Annotated in this window: 18 protein-coding genes and 1 other annotated feature; of the genes, 17 read left to right on the top strand and 1 reads right to left on the bottom strand. The window is 37.0% G+C overall.

The window, feature by feature from the left end:
- The first annotated feature begins 66 nt into the window (after positions 1-66).
- From J7E67_RS11725 to J7E67_RS11670, 12 genes are all read left to right on the top strand, one after another.
- Positions 67-906 (top strand): Rossmann-fold NAD(P)-binding domain-containing protein, encoded by an 840-nt coding sequence (locus tag J7E67_RS11725; protein WP_214713191.1) that lies wholly within the window; start codon positions 67-69, stop codon positions 904-906.
- Positions 907-1,127: 221 nt separating this feature from the next.
- Positions 1,128-2,075, top strand: a complete 948-nt coding sequence (locus J7E67_RS11720; RefSeq protein WP_214713190.1) for a BMP family ABC transporter substrate-binding protein — start codon at positions 1,128-1,130, stop codon at positions 2,073-2,075.
- 18 nt (positions 2,076-2,093) lie between these two features.
- On the top strand, positions 2,094-2,285 hold the full coding sequence (locus tag J7E67_RS11715) for a ComZ family protein (protein WP_214713189.1): 192 nt from the start codon (positions 2,094-2,096) through the stop codon (positions 2,283-2,285).
- A 288-nt stretch (positions 2,286-2,573) separates the two neighbouring features.
- Complete coding sequence (locus J7E67_RS11710) at positions 2,574-3,506, top strand: beta-ketoacyl-ACP synthase III (protein ID WP_214713188.1); 933 nt, start codon at positions 2,574-2,576, stop codon at positions 3,504-3,506.
- A 61-nt stretch (positions 3,507-3,567) separates the two neighbouring features.
- Positions 3,568-4,806 (top strand): beta-ketoacyl-ACP synthase II, encoded by a 1,239-nt coding sequence (gene fabF, locus J7E67_RS11705; protein WP_214713187.1) that lies wholly within the window; start codon positions 3,568-3,570, stop codon positions 4,804-4,806.
- Positions 4,807-4,938: 132 nt separating this feature from the next.
- Positions 4,939-5,739, top strand: coding sequence for a DUF2268 domain-containing putative Zn-dependent protease (locus J7E67_RS11700; RefSeq protein WP_214713186.1), 801 nt, complete (start codon positions 4,939-4,941; stop codon positions 5,737-5,739).
- A gap of 139 nt (positions 5,740-5,878) precedes the next feature.
- A complete protein-coding gene (locus J7E67_RS11695) occupies positions 5,879-6,904 on the top strand; it encodes an ABC transporter ATP-binding protein (RefSeq protein WP_214713185.1) in 1,026 nt (341 codons plus the stop codon).
- Positions 6,901-7,911, top strand: coding sequence for an ABC transporter ATP-binding protein (locus J7E67_RS11690; protein ID WP_214713184.1), 1,011 nt, complete (start codon positions 6,901-6,903; stop codon positions 7,909-7,911). The genes J7E67_RS11695 and J7E67_RS11690 overlap by 4 nt, the downstream gene beginning before the upstream one ends.
- A 69-nt stretch (positions 7,912-7,980) precedes the next feature.
- Entirely contained in the window at positions 7,981-9,696 is a 1,716-nt protein-coding gene (gene opp4A / locus J7E67_RS11685; protein WP_214713183.1) for an oligopeptide ABC transporter substrate-binding protein, read from the top strand.
- Positions 9,697-9,859: 163 nt separating this feature from the next.
- Entirely contained in the window at positions 9,860-10,825 is a 966-nt protein-coding gene (gene opp4B, locus J7E67_RS11680; protein WP_088086069.1) for an oligopeptide ABC transporter permease, read from the top strand.
- An 11-nt stretch (positions 10,826-10,836) separates the two neighbouring features.
- On the top strand, positions 10,837-11,748 hold the full coding sequence (gene opp4C / locus J7E67_RS11675) for an oligopeptide ABC transporter permease (protein ID WP_214713182.1): 912 nt from the start codon (positions 10,837-10,839) through the stop codon (positions 11,746-11,748).
- Between the two features lie 214 nt (positions 11,749-11,962).
- Positions 11,963-12,709 (top strand): YjbA family protein, encoded by a 747-nt coding sequence (locus J7E67_RS11670; protein ID WP_168242495.1) that lies wholly within the window; start codon positions 11,963-11,965, stop codon positions 12,707-12,709.
- A gap of 55 nt (positions 12,710-12,764) precedes the next feature.
- Here the strand turns inward: J7E67_RS11670 and trpS are convergent, their stop codons facing one another.
- On the bottom strand, positions 12,765-13,757 hold the full coding sequence (trpS, locus tag J7E67_RS11665; protein ID WP_214713361.1) for a tryptophan--tRNA ligase: 993 nt from the start codon (positions 13,755-13,757) through the stop codon (positions 12,765-12,767).
- A gap of 52 nt (positions 13,758-13,809) precedes the next feature.
- Positions 13,810-14,061: a binding site (T-box leader), on the bottom strand.
- A 632-nt stretch (positions 14,062-14,693) separates the two neighbouring features.
- Here trpS and J7E67_RS11655 point away from each other — a divergent pair.
- The 5 genes from J7E67_RS11655 (at position 14,694) to J7E67_RS11635 (ending at position 20,508) form a co-directional block, all read left to right on the top strand.
- The gene (locus J7E67_RS11655; RefSeq protein ID WP_214713180.1) at positions 14,694-16,388 is read left to right on the top strand and encodes a peptide ABC transporter substrate-binding protein; all 1,695 of its coding nucleotides are present in this window, start codon (positions 14,694-14,696) and stop codon (positions 16,386-16,388) included.
- Positions 16,389-16,499: 111 nt separating this feature from the next.
- The gene (opp3b, locus tag J7E67_RS11650) at positions 16,500-17,432 is read left to right on the top strand and encodes an oligopeptide ABC transporter permease (RefSeq protein ID WP_214731991.1); all 933 of its coding nucleotides are present in this window, start codon (positions 16,500-16,502) and stop codon (positions 17,430-17,432) included.
- The gene (gene opp3C / locus J7E67_RS11645; protein ID WP_214731989.1) at positions 17,429-18,457 is read left to right on the top strand and encodes an oligopeptide ABC transporter permease; all 1,029 of its coding nucleotides are present in this window, start codon (positions 17,429-17,431) and stop codon (positions 18,455-18,457) included. The genes opp3b and opp3C overlap by 4 nt, the downstream gene beginning before the upstream one ends.
- A 17-nt stretch (positions 18,458-18,474) precedes the next feature.
- Positions 18,475-19,569: an ABC transporter ATP-binding protein gene (locus J7E67_RS11640; protein WP_214713177.1), complete on the top strand. Its 1,095-nt coding sequence runs from the start codon at positions 18,475-18,477 to the stop codon at positions 19,567-19,569.
- Entirely contained in the window at positions 19,570-20,508 is a 939-nt protein-coding gene (locus tag J7E67_RS11635) for an ABC transporter ATP-binding protein (RefSeq protein WP_214731987.1), read from the top strand.
- The last annotated feature ends 39 nt before the right edge of the window (positions 20,509-20,547 follow it).

Raw genomic sequence — 20,547 nt, 5'->3', positions numbered from 1 at the left:
AAAAAGAAATAATTCCTTAGCGATATGCATAGGATTCATTAAGGTAAGTATGGGGAGGAATATTTTATGGACAAGGCAATTATATTTGGGATGTTTGACTTTGTTGGTTTTCACGTTGGCAAAAACCTGCTCAATAAAGGAATAGAGGTCAATGGCGTTCATATAGATGAGGTTGATAATATAGATTTTCTTGATGAAAAAAGACTTGAAGTCGGTAGAAATGCAAACTTTCTGGAAAAATCGTTATTCGAGTTGGAGAATAGTCCTAGAGAAGACATGAGTAATACAAGGATTATATTTTCTATATATGACTTATTTATGCTTAAAAAGGAACAAATTTTACAAAATGAAGAGGTAACAAAGCCGATAATTCAGTATATAGAGGACAATAACAAAAATGCGAATATCGTTTTTATTCTTCCGATTCAAATGCTTACCAGTACATTTAGGGGAAAAGAAATTGAGGGATTCCTAAGTAGGATAAACGGATTAGTAAAGAATACACAGATATTGTATTTACCTGCTATTTATGGTCCATGGCAGCCGTTAACTTTTTTGTTTCAACAAGCTATTGTTTCCAAATTTAAAAAGACAGATATAACTCATGAAGAACGGGAATGGATAAACGATGTCATATTTGTTGATGATGCCATTGAATCAATCTTAGAAATCATAGAGAAAGGAAAACCTGGGAGTTATTTGATTGAAAGTGGAAGTGATGACCAATGGTTCAGGTGTGCTTCTTACCTAAAAATCGATGAAAATCAGTCTCGGTTAAGTAACTTATCATCAATACAAGGTGATCTTCCAGTATTAAAAGTAACAGTAAGAAAGGTAACCCCAATTTCAGCTTCTATCCTGGCACAAATGGAACATGTGCAGCGATTGTATGAAAATCGTTTATAAGGCAATTGGCATACTGTTTGAAAGAATCATGAAATATATGACCATATAAAATAAAGATCCAGATGTGTTGTGGTTTTAAAATTGTCTTTTCATTTATTTGTTGAAAGGTTAGAATAAAATTGGAAAAAGCAGTCATAGAATTATTTTCCTTTGTTCTATAAATTAATAATGTAAAGGAAACGTGTTATAGAAATGGCAACAGTACGAAGGAGATGCATGAAATGATAAACCGTTTCGGAATCATACTTTTATGCCTTTTTTTGCTTGGGGCCTGCGGAGAGACAAAATCTACAGGTAAAATAAAAAAGGTTGGATTGTTAGTACCTGAAACGGTCAATGACCAAGTATGGGGGACGAAGGGCTTTAAAGGTTTGTTAAAAATACAGTCAAAATTTGATGTGGATGTGTTTTATAAAGAAGGAATTAATTCAGAAGCAGTTGTCGAACGTGCAGTAGAAGAGTTTGACCAAAAAGGGGTAAATCTAATATTCGGCCATGGGTCTGAATATGCTGAATACTTTAATAATCTTTCTAAAGATTATCCTGATATCCATTTTATTAGTTTTAATGGTGATGCTAAAAACAAAAACACAACTAGTCTGAATTTTAAAGCACACGCGATGGGTTTTTTTGGAGGAATGGTTGCTGCACATATGTCAAAAGCACAAAATGTCGGTGTTATAGCCGCTTATGAATGGCAGCCAGAGATTGAGGGCTTCTATCAGGGGACTATGGCTGAAAATAAAAACACGAAAGTTAGTATAGAATATGTTGGAAATTGGGATGATGAAATAAAAGCAGTTCAATTAGCAAATGACATGATGGAAAAGGGAATTGATGTGATTTATCCTGCAGGTGACGGGTTTAATGTGCCAGTAATAGAAACAGTAAAGGAACACGGCATGTATGCAATCGGTTACGTTTCGGACCAATCTGATTTAGGTGAATCTACGGTATTAACAAGTACCATACAGCAGGTAGATATTTTATATGAAAAGGTTGCAGATCTATACAATAAAGGGGAACTAAAAACAGGTAACCTTTCCTATGATTTTCAAGACAATGTTATTTCACTTGGTAAATTTAGTCCTCATGTAAACAAAGAATTCATTCTGGAGATAAACAATCAAATTGAAGATTATAAAAAAACAGGAAACTTGCCAAAATGAAAAATTGAAGGAGTACATATGAACAGTCAAGATAAAACATTTCAATTTATGCAGATCGCGATGAAATACTTACCAGAAGCAAAGGAACAATTGGACACGGCTGGTGTGGAATTATCAATGGAATTAATCGAGCCATTCATGAATCTTTTTACAAAGGTCATGCAAGAAGCATATGAACTCGGTCTAGCTGAAGGTCGAAAAGAAATATAATGAGAAAGTAAGCTCTCGTAATAGGGAGCTTATTTATTTGTTTGGCAATGTTAAGGATTATTGTTGATTTTATAGCCAAGTTGATTGGAGCGATGCGCCTGGAGCGGAAATCATCTGCCAAGTTTAATTGAGTCATTTTTTTATTGGAATATACTTAAGCGAAGAGAGAAATAAGAAGAAACAGTTGCTTAAAATAGGTTTTATTTGATAAAATTAGTACCAAGTCATAATAATTGATATTAACTTTAGGATATAGAGAATCTTGCGAAAAAAAAGGAGTTGGAACTTGTGAAAGCAGGTATTGTAGGGATTGGCAGGTATTTACCAGAGAAAATTGTCACCAATAAGGATTTAGAAAAAATAATGGATACCTCTGATGAATGGATTCGTACAATGACAGGTATCGAAGAAAGAAGAATTGCTGCCGATGATGTTAATACATCTGATATGGCATTTGAAGCAGCAAAACAGGCCATTCAAGATGCCGGAATTACCGCTGAAGAGATTGATTTAATCTTGGTAGCTACAGTTACACCTGATACTCCTTTTCCATCGGTTGCCTGCAGAATTCAAGAAAGGCTGGGGGCAAAAAAGGCGGCAGCGATGGATGTCAGTGCAGCATGTGCTGGCTTTATGTACGGAATTGTGACAGCGAAACAATTCATTGAAACCGAAGTTTATAAATATGTCCTAGTCGTTGGCGTGGAAAAGCTTTCGAAAGTTACCGACTGGAGTGACCGCAATACTGCAGTATTGTTTGGGGACGGCGCTGGTGCCACCATTATTGGACCTGTTTCAGAAAATCGCGGAATCCTTTCCTTTGAGCTTGGAGCAGATGGTACTGGATCAAAACACCTATACCAGGATGAATATATTATTATGAATGGTAGAGAAGTGTTCAAATTTGCTGTAAGGCAAATGGGGGAAAGCTGTATCAATGTTCTCGAAAAAGCAGGTTTAACAAAGGATGATGTTGATTTCCTTATTCCTCATCAGGCCAATATTCGTATTATGGAAGCATCTAGACAAAGATTAGAGCTGCCAGTCGAAAAAATGTCCAAAACGATTAATAAATATGGTAATACTTCTGCTGCATCGATTCCAATTTCGATTGTGGAAGATGTAGAAGAGGGAAGAATTAAAGATGATGACCTCATTGTCATGGTTGGCTTCGGCGGAGGCTTAACTTGGGGAGCAATTGCAATTAGATGGGGAAAATAAAGAGATATTTTTTGATAAATAACCATACGAAACAAGATACGAAATGAAGGAGATAGATAATATGGAAAAGCGCAGGGTCGTTGTAACAGGCGTAGGTGCAGTAACGCCACTTGGAAATGATGCTGAAACAACATGGAAGCACATATTAGAAGGTAAATCAGGGATTGGGCCATTGACAAGAGTTAATGCAGATGAATATCCTGCAAAAGTTGCCGCAGAATCTACTGATTTTAACCCAGAAGCCTTTATGGATAGAAAAGATGCACGCAAAATGGACCGTTTTACACAATTTGCAGTTGCATCGGCATTAATGGCAGTAAAAGATGCTAATTTAACTATTAATGAAGATAACTCCCATCGTGTTGGAGTATGGATTGGTTCTGGCATCGGCGGAATGGAAACATTTGAACAGCAATACGAAATATTTCAGAAGAGAGGCTACAAGCGTGTAAGCCCATTCTTTGTACCAATGTTGATTCCTGATATGGCAACAGGACAGGTTTCAATTATACTTGGGGCAAGAGGCTTCAATTCTTGTACAGTAACTGCCTGTGCAACAGGAACTAATTCCATAGGTGATGCCTTTAAAGTAATTCAACGCGGCGATGCAGATGCAATGGTGACCGGCGGAGCGGAAGCACCAATTACAAAAATGTCTGTCGCAGGCTTCTGCGCGAATACGGCTCTTTCAACAAATCCAGACCCGAAGACAGCTAGCAGACCATTCGATAAAAACCGCGATGGCTTTGTTATTGGTGAAGGTGCCGGGATCATTGTTCTGGAGGAACTTGATCATGCCTTAGCACGTGGTGCTAAAATCTATGCCGAAATTATTGGTTATGGGGCAACTGGTGATGCCTATCATATAACTGCACCAGCACCTGGTGGTGAAGGTGGTGCCCGTGCAATGAAAATGGCTATTAATGATGGCGGATTAAATCCTGAGGAAATTGATTATGTAAATGCCCACGGGACTAGTACTGAATATAATGACAAGTTTGAAACCCTTGCGGTGAAGGAAGTATTTGGCGAACATGCATATAAATTAGCAATCAGTTCAACTAAATCTATGACAGGACACCTTCTAGGTGCAGCAGGTGGTGTAGAAGCGATTTTCACTGTTTTAGCAATAAGAGACAGCATCCTTCCTCCAACTATGAATTATGAAACACCAGACCCTGAATGTGACTTAGATTATGTAGTCAATAAAGCACGTTCGAAAGAAATTAAGGCAGCCATGAGTAATTCGCTAGGCTTTGGCGGCCACAACGCAACGATTGTTTTCAAAAAATATGAATAAGTAAAAAATTCGACCGGAGATGATTTCTGGTCGAATTTTTTTTGAAAAATAATACCTCAGAAATACATGAACCACTTTTGTTACGTTTAATAAACTGATCAGAGGGTGAGTGAAGTAAAATGGGGTGAAGTAATGGGAATCATTCGAACAGAGCAATGGTTAGAGGAGGAGATTGACCGACCCGTTAAGATTTGTGAAAGATTAGAGCCATATTTTAAAAAACAAACCGCAAAGGAAATTTATAATCAATTGATGGATTTTGGGATGTATCGGCCGTCTAGGGCCGCAAGGAACAATCTTGTTCGGATGAAGGAACAAAAAGCATGGGATAAAGTAGAGCGTCTATTTAATAATTATAAACATAAATGGAATGGCCCTGACATACCAATTTTTCTCTTTCCAGTAGCACAGTCAGGAGGTTTTTTTATCAGAGAAGTTAAAAGCAAGGCTGGTGTTTCTTTCCCAGATAAAATGTTTCTTTTTCTCTCTACCTATGATGACCCAAATGAAGTAGAGGCACTTTTGATTCATGAATACCACCACGTCTGTCGGCTTAGGATGTTAGATAAAAGGCTGGAAGACTATACTTTGCTTGATTCCATTATCATAGAAGGACTGGCAGAATATGCAGTTTTAAAAAATTGTGGACGGGAATATTTAGCTCCATGGTGCCGTATGTATAAAGAAAAGGAGTTATTAAATTTTTGGGAGAAATATTTGAAAGAACAGCTAAACACAAAAAAACATGAAAAGAAGCACGATGAATTACTTTTTGGGGTAGGAAGACTGCCAAATCTATTAGGTTATGCTGCAGGATATCATTTGATTGAACATTTTTACAAAAACAATAATTATTCTACAAAACTATCTTTTACAAATTCTGCAATAAAATATCTTGAATACTATAATAAAACCTTCGAAAAAAGCCAGTAAAATAAGGCTTTTTTTAATGATGAAATAACATATATTAGGAATTGTGCAAAAAAATCTTGCAATTGTAACAATTCTGTAATAGAATTTTATTGAATATATAGAATAAACTGAATAATTCAAAAAAGTTGGAAGGTGTACTATGAGCGCAAAAAAATCGCTGCACAAAGAGGCACCATTGCTTGAATTGAAAAATTTACAGACCGCTTTTGATATTGACGGAACTGATTATAATGCAGTAGATCATGTTTCGTTCAATGTAATGCCAGGGAAAATTATCGGTATTGTTGGAGAATCTGGTTGTGGTAAGTCTGTTTTGAGCCTTTCGATTATGAAGTTACTCCCGAAAGGAAGTGGAAAAATAAAATCAGGTGAAGTCATTTTTGATGGAGTAAATCTTGAGAAAATGTCCGAATCACAAATCAATAAAATTCGTGGGAAAGACGTCTCCATGATTTTCCAAGAACCAATGACCTCATTAAATCCAGTCTTTACAATAGGATATCAACTCCAAGAAGTCCTTTTCAACCATACAAAGATAACTAAAAAAGAGGCTCGGTTAAAATCGATCGCCTTATTGAAAAGTGTTGGAATCTCTCGACCAGAAAAACTCGTTGATGAGTATCCGCACCAATTATCAGGCGGGATGAGACAACGCGTCATGATCGCCATTGCCATTGCATGTCAGCCTAGATTATTAATTGCTGACGAACCAACCACTGCCCTCGATGTTACCGTTCAAGCTCAAATTCTCGAACTTTTAAAAGATATACAAGCCGTAAATGATATGTCTGTTATTTTGATTACACATGATTTGGGTGTAATTGCGGAAATGTGTGACGAAGTAATGGTGATGTATGCTGGAAGGATTGTAGAACGTACCGATGTGGATACACTTTTCCATAATCCTAAACATCCATATACAAGTTTGCTCTTAGGGGCAATCCCGAAAATGGATGGACAAGAAGAACGGTTAAGTTCGATTAAAGGTATCGTCCCATCGCTTATAAATATGCCGAAAACTGGCTGCCGTTTTGCCCATCGATGTCCAAACGCCATGCCTGAATGCACTACAATTACCCCTTTGCTTGAAGATGTTGAACAAGGCCATGAGGTTGCCTGTTTGCTCTTTGAAACTAGCAAGCCAAGAGAAGGGGTGAAAAAATGAGTACCATTTATATACATAAAAAGGCAGCCCATTCTTCCTCTCAATCTGAAAATCTATTAGAGATTAAAAATCTTAAAACCTATTACCCAGTCAAAGGTGGGTTCTTTAAGCGCACTATTGGAAATGTAAAAGCGGTAGATAATATCTCTTTTGAGATTAAAAAAGGAGAAACTCTTGGACTAGTAGGTGAATCCGGATGTGGCAAATCTACGGCAGGGAGAACCATTCTTCGTTTACTTAAACCAACGGGGGGGCAAATTCTCTTTAATGGAAAAGACATTACCAAAGTAACTGGTAAATCACTTCGAGAGATTCGCAAAGATATGCAGATGGTCTTTCAGGATCCCTATGCTTCCTTGAATCCCATGCAAATGGTTGGAGATATAATTGCAGAGCCTATTTATAATTTTTCAATAAAAGATAAGGCAGAGTTAAAACGGGAAGTCATGGATTTGTTAGATAAAGTAGGCTTGCCGCCTGATGCCTATTACAAGTATGCCCATGAATTTTCTGGGGGACAGCGCCAAAGAATTGGAATAGCTAGAGCTCTAGCATTAAAACCCAAATTAATTATTGCCGATGAACCGGTTTCAGCACTAGACGTATCCGTCCAATCGCAGGTATTAAACCTGTTAAAGGACTTACAGGAAGAATTTGATCTTACTTTTCTTTTCATTGCGCATGACTTAAGTGTTGTTAAACACATGAGTGACCGAATAGGTGTTATGTACCTAGGGAATATGGTTGAGGTTTCCGATAAAGACAGCCTTTACGCTGAACCTCTCCATCCATATACACAGGCATTAATTTCAGCTATTCCAACTCCGGATCCCAGGGTGAAAAAGGAGCGGGTCATATTAAAGGGTGATGTGCCAAGCCCTATCAATCCTCCATCTGGTTGCACATTCCATCCGCGCTGCCCAATGGCAATGGAGGAATGTTCTAAAAGTAAGCCCGTATTAAAGGAGGTGAAGCCCTCTCATCGAGTAGCTTGCCACCTTTACTAGAAAAGTGAAAGTGCCTAAGGGCTGGAATTAGTCAGTAGCTAAGGGAAAAATATAATAGGGGGGAAACAAATGAAGAAGAGAAGTATGCTTATGTTTGCAGCATTAATGCTGGTTCTTTCCGCATTTTTAGCAGCTTGCAGCGGCGGTGAAAAAGCGGGTACTAAGAAAAATGAAAACGAAGGTAAAAGCGGCGAAACAGCCGGAAAACCACAGGATGGCGGCACACTAGTCTATGCACTGGATTCAGCACCTGAAGGTAAATTTAACTACTCTTTTTATGGTACACAAACTGATGCATATGTAATTGATTTCTTTGATGAAAACTTAATTGATTATGATGAGAACCTAAAGGCACAACCACATATCGCATCATGGAAAACAGCAGACAATAAAGTCTTTGACTTCGAAATCAAACAAGGTGTTAAATGGCACAACGGGGACGAATTATCAGTTAAGGACTGGGAATTCGCTTTGAAAGTTGTTGCTGACAAGGATTATGAAGGTCCGCGCTTTGATAACGTAAGAAACATTGTGGGTGCACAAGATTATCATGATGGTAAAGCAAAGGAGATTGCTGGTATTAAAGTAGTCGATGATTACCACATTCAAATTACTTTCGATAAGGCCCGAGTAAACAACCTGGATAATCTTTGGACATACCCTATGAACCGTACAGCATTTAAAGGAATTGCTGTAAAAGATATGATGGGGTCTGAACAGGTTCGTACAAAGCCAGTTGGTTTAGGACCATTTAAAGTTTCTAAAATTATCCCTGGTGAATCAGTTGAAATGGAGCGCTTTGATGATTACTTCGGCGGTAAACCGCATATCGAAAAAGTCGTTGTTAAAGTGATCGACCCATCTCTTTCTGTAGGAGAACTTAAAAACGGAACGCTTGATATGACTTCTTTCCATCCTAGTATTATTGATCAAGTTAAAGCGCTTGATAATGTAAACGCAGTAACATATCCCGGCGTAAGCTATTACTATGTTGGTTTCAGATTAGGTACTTGGGATGGCGGGAAAAACGTCATGAGCGAACCAAAATACCAAGAGAAAAAGCTTCGTGAAGCAATGTATTATGCAATCAATCGTGAGGAATGGGTTAAGGCGTTCTTCTTTGGTGTAGGTAAGCCTGTAAACCGTCCAATCCCGACAAACCATTGGATTGCAGCACCTAATGAAGATTTAGAGCAATACAAATATGATCCGGAAAAAGCTAAATCACTATTAGATGAAGCAGGCTACAAAGACGTTGATGGCGATGGATTCCGTGAAGATCCAAACGGTAAGAAATTCGTTGTAAACTTCAGCCACTATGCAACGGATAACCCAACTTTTGAATCTCGTGCCAAAGCAATGACTCAATATTGGGAAGCTGTTGGATTGAAAACTAAATTAACGATGACTGACGTAAATCTTTACTATGAAATGCTTGAAAAAGCGGACAAATCAATGGAAGTATTCTTCGGAGGCTGGTCAACTGGTGCAGATCCAGATCCAACTCCACTTTGGGGCTCAAAAGCACTTTGGAACTATCCACGCTGGGTAAATGCGGACAGTGATAAATTGTTGGATCAAGCACTTGATATCAGTGTTGTTGGAACAGATAACGAAAAACGTAAGGATCTTTATGTACAATGGCAAAAACTATTCATGCAAGATCTTCCGGCATTACCAATTGCTGAACTAGAAGAAACAATGGCTGTTAGCAAGCGAGTTCAGGAAGTTAAATTTGACGTTTCTGGTATGAACCGTCCAAATGAATGGTGGATAAAACAATAGTACAGTTTTCTAAAAATTAATACAATTTGTTTTAAAGGCTAACTAATACTGACAACTCAATTTTGAACTTCAAATGGGAGAAGGCTTTGCTTCTCCCATTTGAACAAAATAGGCGAGATATACAGCTTGTGGTTACCAAAGCTTATAGACAAGGAGAATGCACATGTTGAAATATGCATTTCGTAGAATATTGGGAATGATTCCAATGTTACTCCTTACTTCCATAGTAGTGTTTTCCTTGGCAAAATTAATGCCGGGGGATTCTCTAAGTGGAGAGATTGATCCAAGAAATACAAATCCAGAATACATCGCAGAAATGCGTGAGAAATTGGGTTACAATGATCCGATGCCTCAGCAGTATTTCCGTTGGATTAGTGGTTTCGTGGAGGGGGATTTTGGGAAATCAACGCGATTCAAAATTGCTGTATCTGAAGTTATTGGAGAACGTCTCCCTAACACCATACTATTAGGCCTTTCAGCTATCTTAATAACCTACGTCCTTGCATTTTTTATGGGTTCATATGCAGGTCGAAAGCCGTATACCTTAATGGATAACCTGATAGGAGGATTAAACTACATAGGTTTGGCAATTCCATCCTTTATTGCAGGAGTATTCGCCATCTTTTTCTTTTCATTTAAGTTAGGCTGGTTTCCATCTAATGGCTCAGTGGACATTGGCGTTACAGATGGAACATTAGAATGGTGGCTAAGCCGTTTTCATCATGTTTTTTTACCTGCTATCGTACTTGGATTATTAAGTACAGCAAGTTATACACAATTTTTACGTAACGATATAATTGAAAATAGCCGTAAAGATTATGTTCGTACTGCTCGTGCAAAAGGGACTCCGGAAAGTAAGATCTACAATGTTCATATTTTAAGAAACTCAATTATCCCACTTATAACCTTTTTAGGCTTTGATATTGTCGCCATTATTAGTGGTGCTATTATCACCGAGACGATTTTTACATATCCAGGTCTTGGACAATTATTCCTACAGTCTGTCGGGACAAGAGATTATCCAGTGTTAATGACATTGACAATGTTTTTCTCTTTCTTAACACTTATCGGCAACTTAGTAGCAGATGTATTATATGGTGTTGTAGATCCGAGAATTAGGCTAGATTAGGGGGAGAAAAAATGAAAGTCGTAACACAAAACGAAAAAAATGTTATCGTAACACCCCCGAAAAAAAGTTTATCTCCTTTTGCCATTGCTCGGAAGAAATTTGTAAAAAATAAATTAGCAATGATCAGCTTTCTCTTTTTATTAATTGTTACTTTTGTTTCGATACTAGCTCCTTTTATTACCACTGCAGATATTACGAGAATTAACATTGGTCAAATGTCGTTAGAGCCATCGGGTGATCATTGGCTTGGAACGGATAAAGCCGGTCGAGATGTTTTTACGAGATTACTATATGGCGGACGTATATCGTTGTTAGTTGGAATGAGTTGTACATTATTTGTAATTTTACTTGGAACATTAATCGGCTCTATTTCAGGTTATTTTGGCGGAACAGTAGATAGTATATTAATGAGATTTACTGATTTTATCTTAAACTTTCCATTCCTCGTATTTGTAATAGTCCTCAATGCCATTCTGTTTGGAAAAGTAAATGGGTTATGGGTATTAATTGGCACCATTAGCTTGTTAAGTTGGGGAGGGATTGCCCGGATTGTCCGTAGTAAAATTCTCGCTGAAAAAGAAAATGAATATATTACGGCTGCTATTTCAATTGGTTGTTCACCAGCCAAAGTAATTATGAAACATCTATTACCAAACATTTTATCTACAATTATCGTTCAAGCGACGATTACATTTGCAACGATGATTGTTGCTGAAACAGGATTAAGTTTTCTTGGCTTTGGTGTACCTCAGGAAATTCCAAGTTGGGGAAATATGTTGAATTCGGCAAACGAGCCGGATGTTCTCCAATTTAAGCTTTGGATATGGGTACCGCCGGCATTAATTATAACGATTACTATTTTATCGATAAACTTTATCGGAGAAGGACTAAAGGATGCTTTCAATCCAAAATCAAAAAGATAAAATCTGCCATTAATGTGGTGGATTTTTTTGTTGTTCTTTTCATTCTGGAATAACCAATATCATTTACCCATATACATTAAGATATATAATAGGACAGGTTCTAAAAAAGTAGGTCAATCATTGAAATTGGAGCAAAATATATATAAAGGAATAATTTAACTTAGGTCTGCCCATACTGATTTACAAACAGTTTCTTGAAGTGAGGGGTTGTAAAATGTTGTATCTTCATGATGTATGGGTAAATTGGTTTGAAGGGGAAGAAAACGGTTATAATGTTTGTCACTTTCATGAATGGCGTAAGGATGACGGGGTGGAACTGTTAGATCAGGTACCACTGATAAAAGTTGAGCCTGTTTTGTTTAAGTACATTGAAAACGATTTGTCGGAATTACCTCAACAACTTCTAGATGATATTTATCAGAAAGCCTATTTAAGAAAAAACCATGAAAGAGTTCAACTTGACTATTGCTTCGTGGTAACTGATGGAATTGGGATCTTAGCAATTGATACCATCGGCTATAATATCCCGATTCGAAAAAGTCGGTTAATTCCTAGACAAGAGCAACTGGTGTACGAAATGATTGCTCAACACGAGGCTACTAAATATCATTTTTATGAGCAGGAAAAAATGAAGGACTATCATATTCTCTCACCTGAACCAGAACTAATGAGAGGTTTAACAAGAAAAGAACGTCAATTAAAACAACTGTTATTTATGGCTTTAGATCAATTGCTCTCATCTAGTAATGAAGCAGAAGTTAGATATTGGTATACCGAATGGTGCCCAGAGCATTATTCAACCATTCAAGAATTAAATTTTGAAGCTGCATGGGAACAATTGTTTGAGGAAACAAAGTATGGGTGGTCTAAGCGACACGAGACATTTTGTGAAAATTTAATAAAAGGACAGCCGTTTTTTGAAAAGCTTTGGGAAATGGAGCACGGCCCGAAGGTAAATTAAAAGCCTGACCCAAAAGATATGTATTCCATATCTTTTGTGGGTCAGGCTTTTTTTGTTATCTCCTTTTTCTGCCAAGTCCCATGGCATTTTCCATTTTTTTAAGGGTTTTTGTTGCCACTAGATTTGCCTTTTCTGCACCTGCATCTAGAATCCTGTCGAGTTCTGATGATTCGAGTAAATCATAGTATTTTTCTTGAATAGGCTTAAAGAAATTTACGACGACATCTGCTAAATCGCCTTTAAAATCACCATATCCTTTCCCTTCATACATTCCTTCAATTTCTGAAATTGATTTAGCACCTAGGATAGAATAAATCGATAATAGGTTAGATATACCAGGTTTGTTTAATTTATCGAATTTAACAATTCCTTCTGAATCTGTGACTGCACTCTTAATTTTCTTCTCAATCTGTTTTGGGTCATCCAATGGTGTGATAATTGCCTTTTTATTTGGATCTGATTTGCTCATCTTTTTTGTTGGTTCTTGCAATGACATAATTCTCGCACCAATTTTAGGAATACTAATCTCAGGGATAGTTAATATGTCCCTGTATTTTTTATTAAATCTTTCGGCTAAATCTCGTGTTAATTCCAAATGTTGTTTTTGATCTTCGCCTACAGGTACAAGATTTGTGTTATATAAGAGGATATCCGCAGCCATGAGTGGCGGGTAAGTTAAAAGACTTGCCTGCACAGCCTCTTTACCAGTAGATTTATCCTTAAATTGTGTCATTCTTTCAAGTTCACCAATATAGGCAACACATTGCATAATCCATCCTGCCTGGGCGTGAGCTGGGACTTCAGATTGAATAAATAGAGTAGCTTTTTCTGGATCAATTCCAACTGCTAGATACAATGCCGCTAAACTTCGAATATTTTTACGAAGTGTTATTGGATCCTGTGGAACTGTAACGGCATGCTGGTCTACGATACAAAAGAAACAATTGTATTCGTTTTGCATTTCGACAAACTGTTTTAATGCTCCGATATAGTTACCTAGTGTTATTGTTCCACTCGGCTGAATACCAGAAAAGATCGTTTTCATGATTAATTTCCTCCTAAAAAAATATATAAAAAAAACCATTCATCCCCATAAAACTAATAGGGACGAATGGTTCCGCGGTACCACCCTAAATTACTCAAAAAAGAGTCACTCAATTCCACAATCATCCACAATGACAATCGGGAGTCCTTTTAACGCAAGGAAAACGTCAAATCCTACTTTTAAACCGTTTTAAATGTTCAGACAGAGGCTCCAAAGTCCATTCCGTATTTATTCGTGTTTGTTTACACCAGCCACAAACTCTCTGAAACGAAGGAAAATACGTACTACTCTTTATCATAGCCTTTTAAGCAACTATACAATTGTTCTTATTATAAATGAACTGTATATTTAATTTCAAGTCCGTAAAAAATAATATAGGCAACAGGAGATTAACATCAGTAGACCGTTAGCTAATCCATGAAATAGAAGGGGTGATGGATTGAATGTAATGAGCTCAGATAATGCAGGAATATCTTCGAACTTTCTATTGTTTTGCCCTCTTGAAAAAGCCAAATTAAATGATTTACCAATGACATCGTAAGAGCCAGAATTAATAGTATAAAGAAGTAAGGATGTAAGAAACAGCAGAGAAGAAACATAAAACGATATATCGATATAACTTAATAAAGAAATACCTTCTTTTGAGAAAGAGGAAATTAATAGTATGAGTAACTGTGTAAAAGCTAGTATATAATGTTTTTTCTTAAATCTAAATTTCACAGTATAACCTCCTAAACATTGATTTATTAGGGATACACAGAATATTATACAAAAAAATTATAATAAGTGTAAATTATAACATAGGAAATTGTAATGAATACGTAAAGAATGTTTCAATCCTGTAAATAAAATTGTAAAAAATAATGTACAATTAATTTTAAATATGTATAATAGAGAATGTAGTAATTTTTCAGAATAATAGAAAAGGGAGGTCTATAAGTGAAGAAATCAAAACTTTCACTACTTTTAGTCTTATCATTAGTTCTTAGCATGTTCCTAGCAGCATGTTCAGGCGGTACAGATAAGAATGAAGGCAAAGACAAAAATGAAGGCAATAATGCTGGTAATGAAGAACAACTAGCAGATGAGCAAGTACTTAATGTTCTTGAGTCTGCTGAAATTCCATCTATGGACAGCGTAATGTCTCAAGACGTATTAAGCTTCACAATGTTAAATGCTACAAACGAAGGTTTATATCGTTTAGATGCAGACCAAAAAGTTATCCCTGGAGTTGCTGAAGCTGCACCAACATACAATGATGACAAAACTGTTATTACAATTAAACTAAGGCAAGATACAAAATGGTCAAACGGTGACCCTGTTACTGCTAATGATTTTGTGTTTGCATGGCAACGTGCAATTGATCCGAAAGTTGCAGCTCCATATGGTGCATACTTCATGGAAGGCAAAATCAAAAATGCATCTGAAATTGTTGCAGGTAAAGCTAAACTAGATGATTTAGGTATTAAAGCAATAGATGATTATACTTTGGAAATTACTTTAGTGAGAGCGCTTCCATACATCGAATCTTACCTAACATTCCCATTGTTCTACCCACAAAACAAAAAGTTTGTTGAAGCAGAAGGCGCTAACTATGCGAAAGATGCTACTCACTTACTTTACAATGGTCCATTTAAGATGACTAAGTGGGATGGCCCAACTGGAACTGAATGGGTATTAGAAAAGAATGCTGATTACGTAAATGCTAAAGACGTTACTCTAGAGAAAATTAACTTTAACGTTTCTAAAGATCCACAAGCTTCTGCAAACGCATATACTGCTGGCGAAGCTGATATCACACCAAAGCTTGCACAAGCTGCAATCCTTTCTCAATTTGAAGGACAACCCGATTTATTACGCTACCAAGAGCCATCTATCTGGTGGTTAAAAATGAACGAAAAGAACAAAGCATTGAAGAATGTAAATATCCGTAAAGCTATTGCTTTAACTGTTGACAAAAAAGCTTTAACAGAAGATGTATTAGCAAACGGATCTATCCCTGCTGATTTTCTTGTACCAAAAGGTTTCTCATTCTTAGACGGTAAAGATTTCCGTGATACTGCAGGTACATACCTAAGCACTAATAAAGAAGAAGCTAAAAAGCTTTGGGAACAAGGACTTAAAGAAACAGGCCTTAAAGAAGTATCATTTACTTATGTTGGTCAAGATACAGAAACATCAAAAGTTACTGATGCTTTCGTTAAAGATCAATTAGAAAAAAACCTACCAGGATTAAAAATTACTATTGAAGCTGTACCTTTCAAAATTCGTATCGCACGTGAAGATGCTGAAGATTATGATTTATTAATGGGTGGTTGGGGCCCTGATTACGCTGATCCTATGACATACATGGATTTATGGGTTACTGGTGGCGGACAAAACCACATGAGCTATAGTAATCCTGAATTTGATAAGTTAATTAACTCAGCTAGTGAAGAACTTGTAGCTAAGCCACAAGATCGTTGGAAAGCTCTTCAAGATGCAGAAAAAATCTTGTTGGAAGATGATGCAGCAATTGCACCACTTTACCAACGTTCAGTTAACCTTCTTATTAATCCAAAGGTTAAAGGTTTTGCTCACCATGCATTTGGTCCAGATTATAGTTACCAGTGGATTAAAATCACAAATAAGTAGCTATATTAATCAAATAGAAAGAGAGTATATTGAAGAAATATACTCTCTTTTTACCTGTGTGGGAATTGTCAAAAAACGTCGAATATTTAAATAAAATTAGGGGGTGTAGGCATGGCAAAATATATCTTACAACGAACTGGCTATATGATAATTACACTTTTTATAGTAGCATCACTTACATTTTTCCTCATGAAGCTAATTCCAGGTAGCCCTTTTAATAATTTCGAAAAGCTCTCAGAAGTTCAGCGCGATATTTTGCTGGATAAATACGGTTTAAATGAACCTCTGCCTGTTCAATATTTTAGTTATATGAGGAATTTGGTAAAGGGTGACCTAGGAATCTCCTTTCAATTTGATAATACCCCTGTAACAGAACTTATTGCTAACCGTATTGGTCCTTCTGCACAATTAGGTTTGCAAGCAATGATAGTTGGTGCAATACTTGGCATATTCTTGGGTGTAATTGCTGCCTTAAAGCAAAATACATGGATAGATTATGGGTCTACATTTATTGCTGTAGTGGGTAAATCAGTACCGTCATTTATATTTGCTGGATTGCTTCAGTTTTATATTTCTGTTAAATTGCATTGGCTTCCTGTTATGTTATGGAAAGGACCCGAATATACCATTCTGCCTACCATTGCACTAGCAATGTTTCCAATATCAATTGCGGCACGGTTTATGCGCACTGAAATGATAGAGGTTTTAGGATCTGATTATATTACTTTGGCGAGAGCAAAGGGAGCAAGCCGCTGGCAAATTAGTCTAAAGCATGCACTTAGGAATGCATTAATACCTGTTGTGACTGTTATGGGACCCTTAGCTGTTAGCTTAATGACTGGTTCACTAGTTATTGAACAAATTTTTGGAATTCCAGGATTAGGGGAGCAATTTGTTAAATCAATTAATATGAATGACTACCCTGTCATTATGGGAACTAATATTTTATTTGCTGTATTATTTGTTGTAGTTATCTTAATTGTTGATATTCTATATGGAATCATCGACCCACGTATTCGTATATCGGGGGGGAAAGCTAAATGAGCAACAAAGACATTACAATCTCAAAGGATATGTTTGCTCCTGCCCATATTGACCCATCAAAGAGTGAAAAAATTTCTAAAAAGAGCCTAAACTTTTGGCAGGATTCATGGCTAAGAGTTCGGAAGAATAAAGGTGCGGTTGTTAGCTTAGTGGTCCTAGCTATCATGCTTATTATGGCATTTGTTGGTCCGTTAATTACGCCATATGATTATGATACACAAAATACTAAATATAATAACTTGCCGCCACGTATTCAGGGTTTAGAAAATGTAGAATGGCTTCCGTTTGATGGTACATTAACCAGGAGAGACGGCACAGTATACAACGCATATGAAGTTCGAAAAGTTGATGCCTATTACTGGTTTGGAACTGATAATTTAGGCCGTGATCAATTTGCACGGATTTGGAAAGGTACACAAGTATCGTTATTTATCGCCTTCATGGCTGCATTAGTTGATATGGCTATTGGCGTAATGTATGGAGCTGTTTCTGGTTATTTGGGCGGTCGTATCGACGGTGTGATGCAGCGGATTATTGAAGTTATTGTCGGTATTCCCAACCTGATTGTCGTTGTTTTAATGATATTGGTGTTAAAGCCAGGTATTATTCCAATCATAATAGCTTTAACTATAACCGGCTGGACTAGTATGGCCCGAGTGGTTCGCGCACAAGTGTTGAAATTTAAAGGTCAGGAATTTGTTTTGGCTGCCAAAACACTAGGTGCTTCCAATTCTTCAATTATTTTTAAACATATGATTCCGAACATGTTTGGTGTCATTATCATAAATACGATGTTTTCCATCCCAAATGCTATTTTCTTTGAAGCATTTTTGAGCTTTATTGGGTTGGGATTACAAGAACCGAATGCATCTTTAGGAACATTAGTCAATTCAGGATTTAAATCTATGATTGCATTTCCTTATCAAATGATTATTCCTTCCATTATGATAGCTATTATTATGGTTTGCTTTAACTTAGTGGCGGACGGATTACGAGATGCGTTGGATCCAAAAATGCGTGATTAGAAGGCAGGTGTATGTAAATGGAGAAAGTTTTACAAGTAAAGGATTTAAATATATCGTTTCATACATTTTCTGGAGAAGTACAAGCGATTCGTGGTGTAAGCTTTGATTTATATAATGGTGAAACATTAGCGATCGTTGGTGAATCAGGTTCTGGAAAATCAGTTACAACAAAATCAATCATGCGGTTACTTCCTGAACACAATTCAGAAATTAAAAGTGGTGAAATTCTTTTCGAAGGAAAAGACCTAACAAAACTTAAAGATAAAGAAATGCAAAAAATCCGTGGAAAAGATATTTCAATGATTTTCCAAGACCCGATGACTTCACTAAATCCAACAATGAAAATTGGCAACCAGATTATGGAGCCACTTATTAAACATCAAAATATAAGCAGACACGCTGCAAAGGAAAGAGCAGTTGATTTATTAAAACTAGTTGGTATTCCAAAAGCAGAGATACGTGTAGATCAATACCCGCATCAGTTCTCCGGTGGGATGAGACAAAGGGTTGTTATCGCCATTGCCTTGGCATGTAATCCTAAAATTCTTATTGCTGATGAACCGACAACTGCTTTAGACGTTACAATTCAAGCACAAATTCTTGAATTAATGAAGGATCTACAAAAGAAAATTGATACATCGATAATCTTCATTACCCATGACCTTGGGGTGGTTGCCAATGTAGCGGATCGTGTAGCAGTGATGTATGGTGGGAAAATTGTTGAAATTGGGACAGCCGATGAGATTTTCTATAATCCACAACATCCATACACATGGGGATTAATTAGTTCAATGCCTGACATGGATACACATGACGAGGAGTTATTCTCGATTCCAGGGACACCACCAGATTTATTAGATCCTCCAAAAGGTGATGCGTTTGCACCGCGTAACCCATTTGTTATGAAAATTGATTTAGAGCAAGAGCCGCCTTTCTATAAAGTTTCTGACACACATTATGCAGCTACCTGGCTGTTACATCCTGATGCACCAAAGGTTAACCCACCTGAGGCTGTAAAAAGACGCCAAAATCAATTTGCAGGAAATGCTGGAGTTGCTATTTTAGAGAAAACTGGTCAAGGTCAATTCCCTGGAAAAAAGGAGGGGAAATAAATGGCTCAGAATGAAAAATTACTTGAAATTAAAAATTTAAAGCAATATTTTAATGAAGGTAAAGTGAACGAAGTAAAAGCAGTAGATAATGTCTCTTTTGATATATTTAAAGGTGAAGTAATGGGATTAGTAGGAGAGTCTGGTTGTGGTAAATCAACAACAGGGCGCACAATAATCCGTTTATACGATGCTACTGGCGGCGAAGTTTTATACGATGGAGTTAACGTCCACGGTAAAAAGTCTAAAAAACAATTAAAAGATTTTAATCGGAAAATGCAAATGATATTCCAAGATCCATATGCGTCATTAAATCCGAGATTAAAAATAGCTGATGTTATTGCCGAGGGAATTGATATCCATGGCTTGGCAAATTCAAAAAAAGATCGGATGGAGCAAGTATATGAGCTCTTAGAAACCGTTGGCTTGAATAGAGAGCATGCGAACCGCTATCCTCATGAATTTAGTGGTGGTCAGCGTCAGCGAATTGGTATTGCACGTGCCCTTGCTGTCCAACCCGAATTTATCATTGCTGATGAACCTATTTCAGCGTTGGATGTTTCTATCCAAGCGCAGGTTGTTAACTTGATGAAAAAACTTCAAAAAGAGAAAAACTTAACCTATCTCTTCATTGCCCATGATCTTTCAATGGTAAAATACATTAGTGATCGTATCGGTGTTATGTATTTTGGTAAAATGGTAGAACTTGCACCTGCCGATGAACTTAATAAAAATCCACTTCACCCGTACACACAATCACTTTTATCAGCGATTCCTGCTCCAGACCCAATCAGTGAACGGACACGGAAACGGAAATCATATGATCCAGCTATTCATAACTACGAGCCTAATGAACCAGTTGAATTTAGAGAGGTTACTCCTGGTCACTTTGTTCTATGCTCGGAGAAAGAGTTCAAACAATACAAAGTACAATCTAAATAAAACAAAAAAACGATCTCGCTGTGAGATCGTTTTTTTGTT

This window comes from Bacillus sp. ISL-46 (genome assembly GCF_018613205.1).
The sequence above is the reverse complement of the archived record's forward strand: the minus strand, read 5'-3'. Positions and strand labels throughout refer to the sequence as shown.

Coding starts and splice junctions, on each gene's coding strand:
- opp3C (WP_214731989.1), top strand. CDS start 17,429: ATGAGCAACAAAGACATTACAATCTCAAAGGATATGTTTGCTCCTGCC.
- J7E67_RS11695 (WP_214713185.1), top strand. CDS start 5,879: ATGAGCGCAAAAAAATCGCTGCACAAAGAGGCACCATTGCTTGAATTG.
- J7E67_RS11715 (WP_214713189.1), top strand. CDS start 2,094: ATGAACAGTCAAGATAAAACATTTCAATTTATGCAGATCGCGATGAAA.
- J7E67_RS11635 (WP_214731987.1), top strand. CDS start 19,570: ATGGCTCAGAATGAAAAATTACTTGAAATTAAAAATTTAAAGCAATAT.
- opp4C (WP_214713182.1), top strand. CDS start 10,837: ATGAAAGTCGTAACACAAAACGAAAAAAATGTTATCGTAACACCCCCG.
- opp4A (WP_214713183.1), top strand. CDS start 7,981: ATGAAGAAGAGAAGTATGCTTATGTTTGCAGCATTAATGCTGGTTCTT.
- opp3b (WP_214731991.1), top strand. CDS start 16,500: ATGGCAAAATATATCTTACAACGAACTGGCTATATGATAATTACACTT.
- J7E67_RS11690 (WP_214713184.1), top strand. CDS start 6,901: ATGAGTACCATTTATATACATAAAAAGGCAGCCCATTCTTCCTCTCAA.
- opp4B (WP_088086069.1), top strand. CDS start 9,860: ATGTTGAAATATGCATTTCGTAGAATATTGGGAATGATTCCAATGTTA.
- fabF (WP_214713187.1), top strand. CDS start 3,568: ATGGAAAAGCGCAGGGTCGTTGTAACAGGCGTAGGTGCAGTAACGCCA.
- J7E67_RS11670 (WP_168242495.1), top strand. CDS start 11,963: ATGTTGTATCTTCATGATGTATGGGTAAATTGGTTTGAAGGGGAAGAA.
- J7E67_RS11640 (WP_214713177.1), top strand. CDS start 18,475: ATGGAGAAAGTTTTACAAGTAAAGGATTTAAATATATCGTTTCATACA.
- J7E67_RS11700 (WP_214713186.1), top strand. CDS start 4,939: ATGGGAATCATTCGAACAGAGCAATGGTTAGAGGAGGAGATTGACCGA.
- J7E67_RS11720 (WP_214713190.1), top strand. CDS start 1,128: ATGATAAACCGTTTCGGAATCATACTTTTATGCCTTTTTTTGCTTGGG.
- J7E67_RS11725 (WP_214713191.1), top strand. CDS start 67: ATGGACAAGGCAATTATATTTGGGATGTTTGACTTTGTTGGTTTTCAC.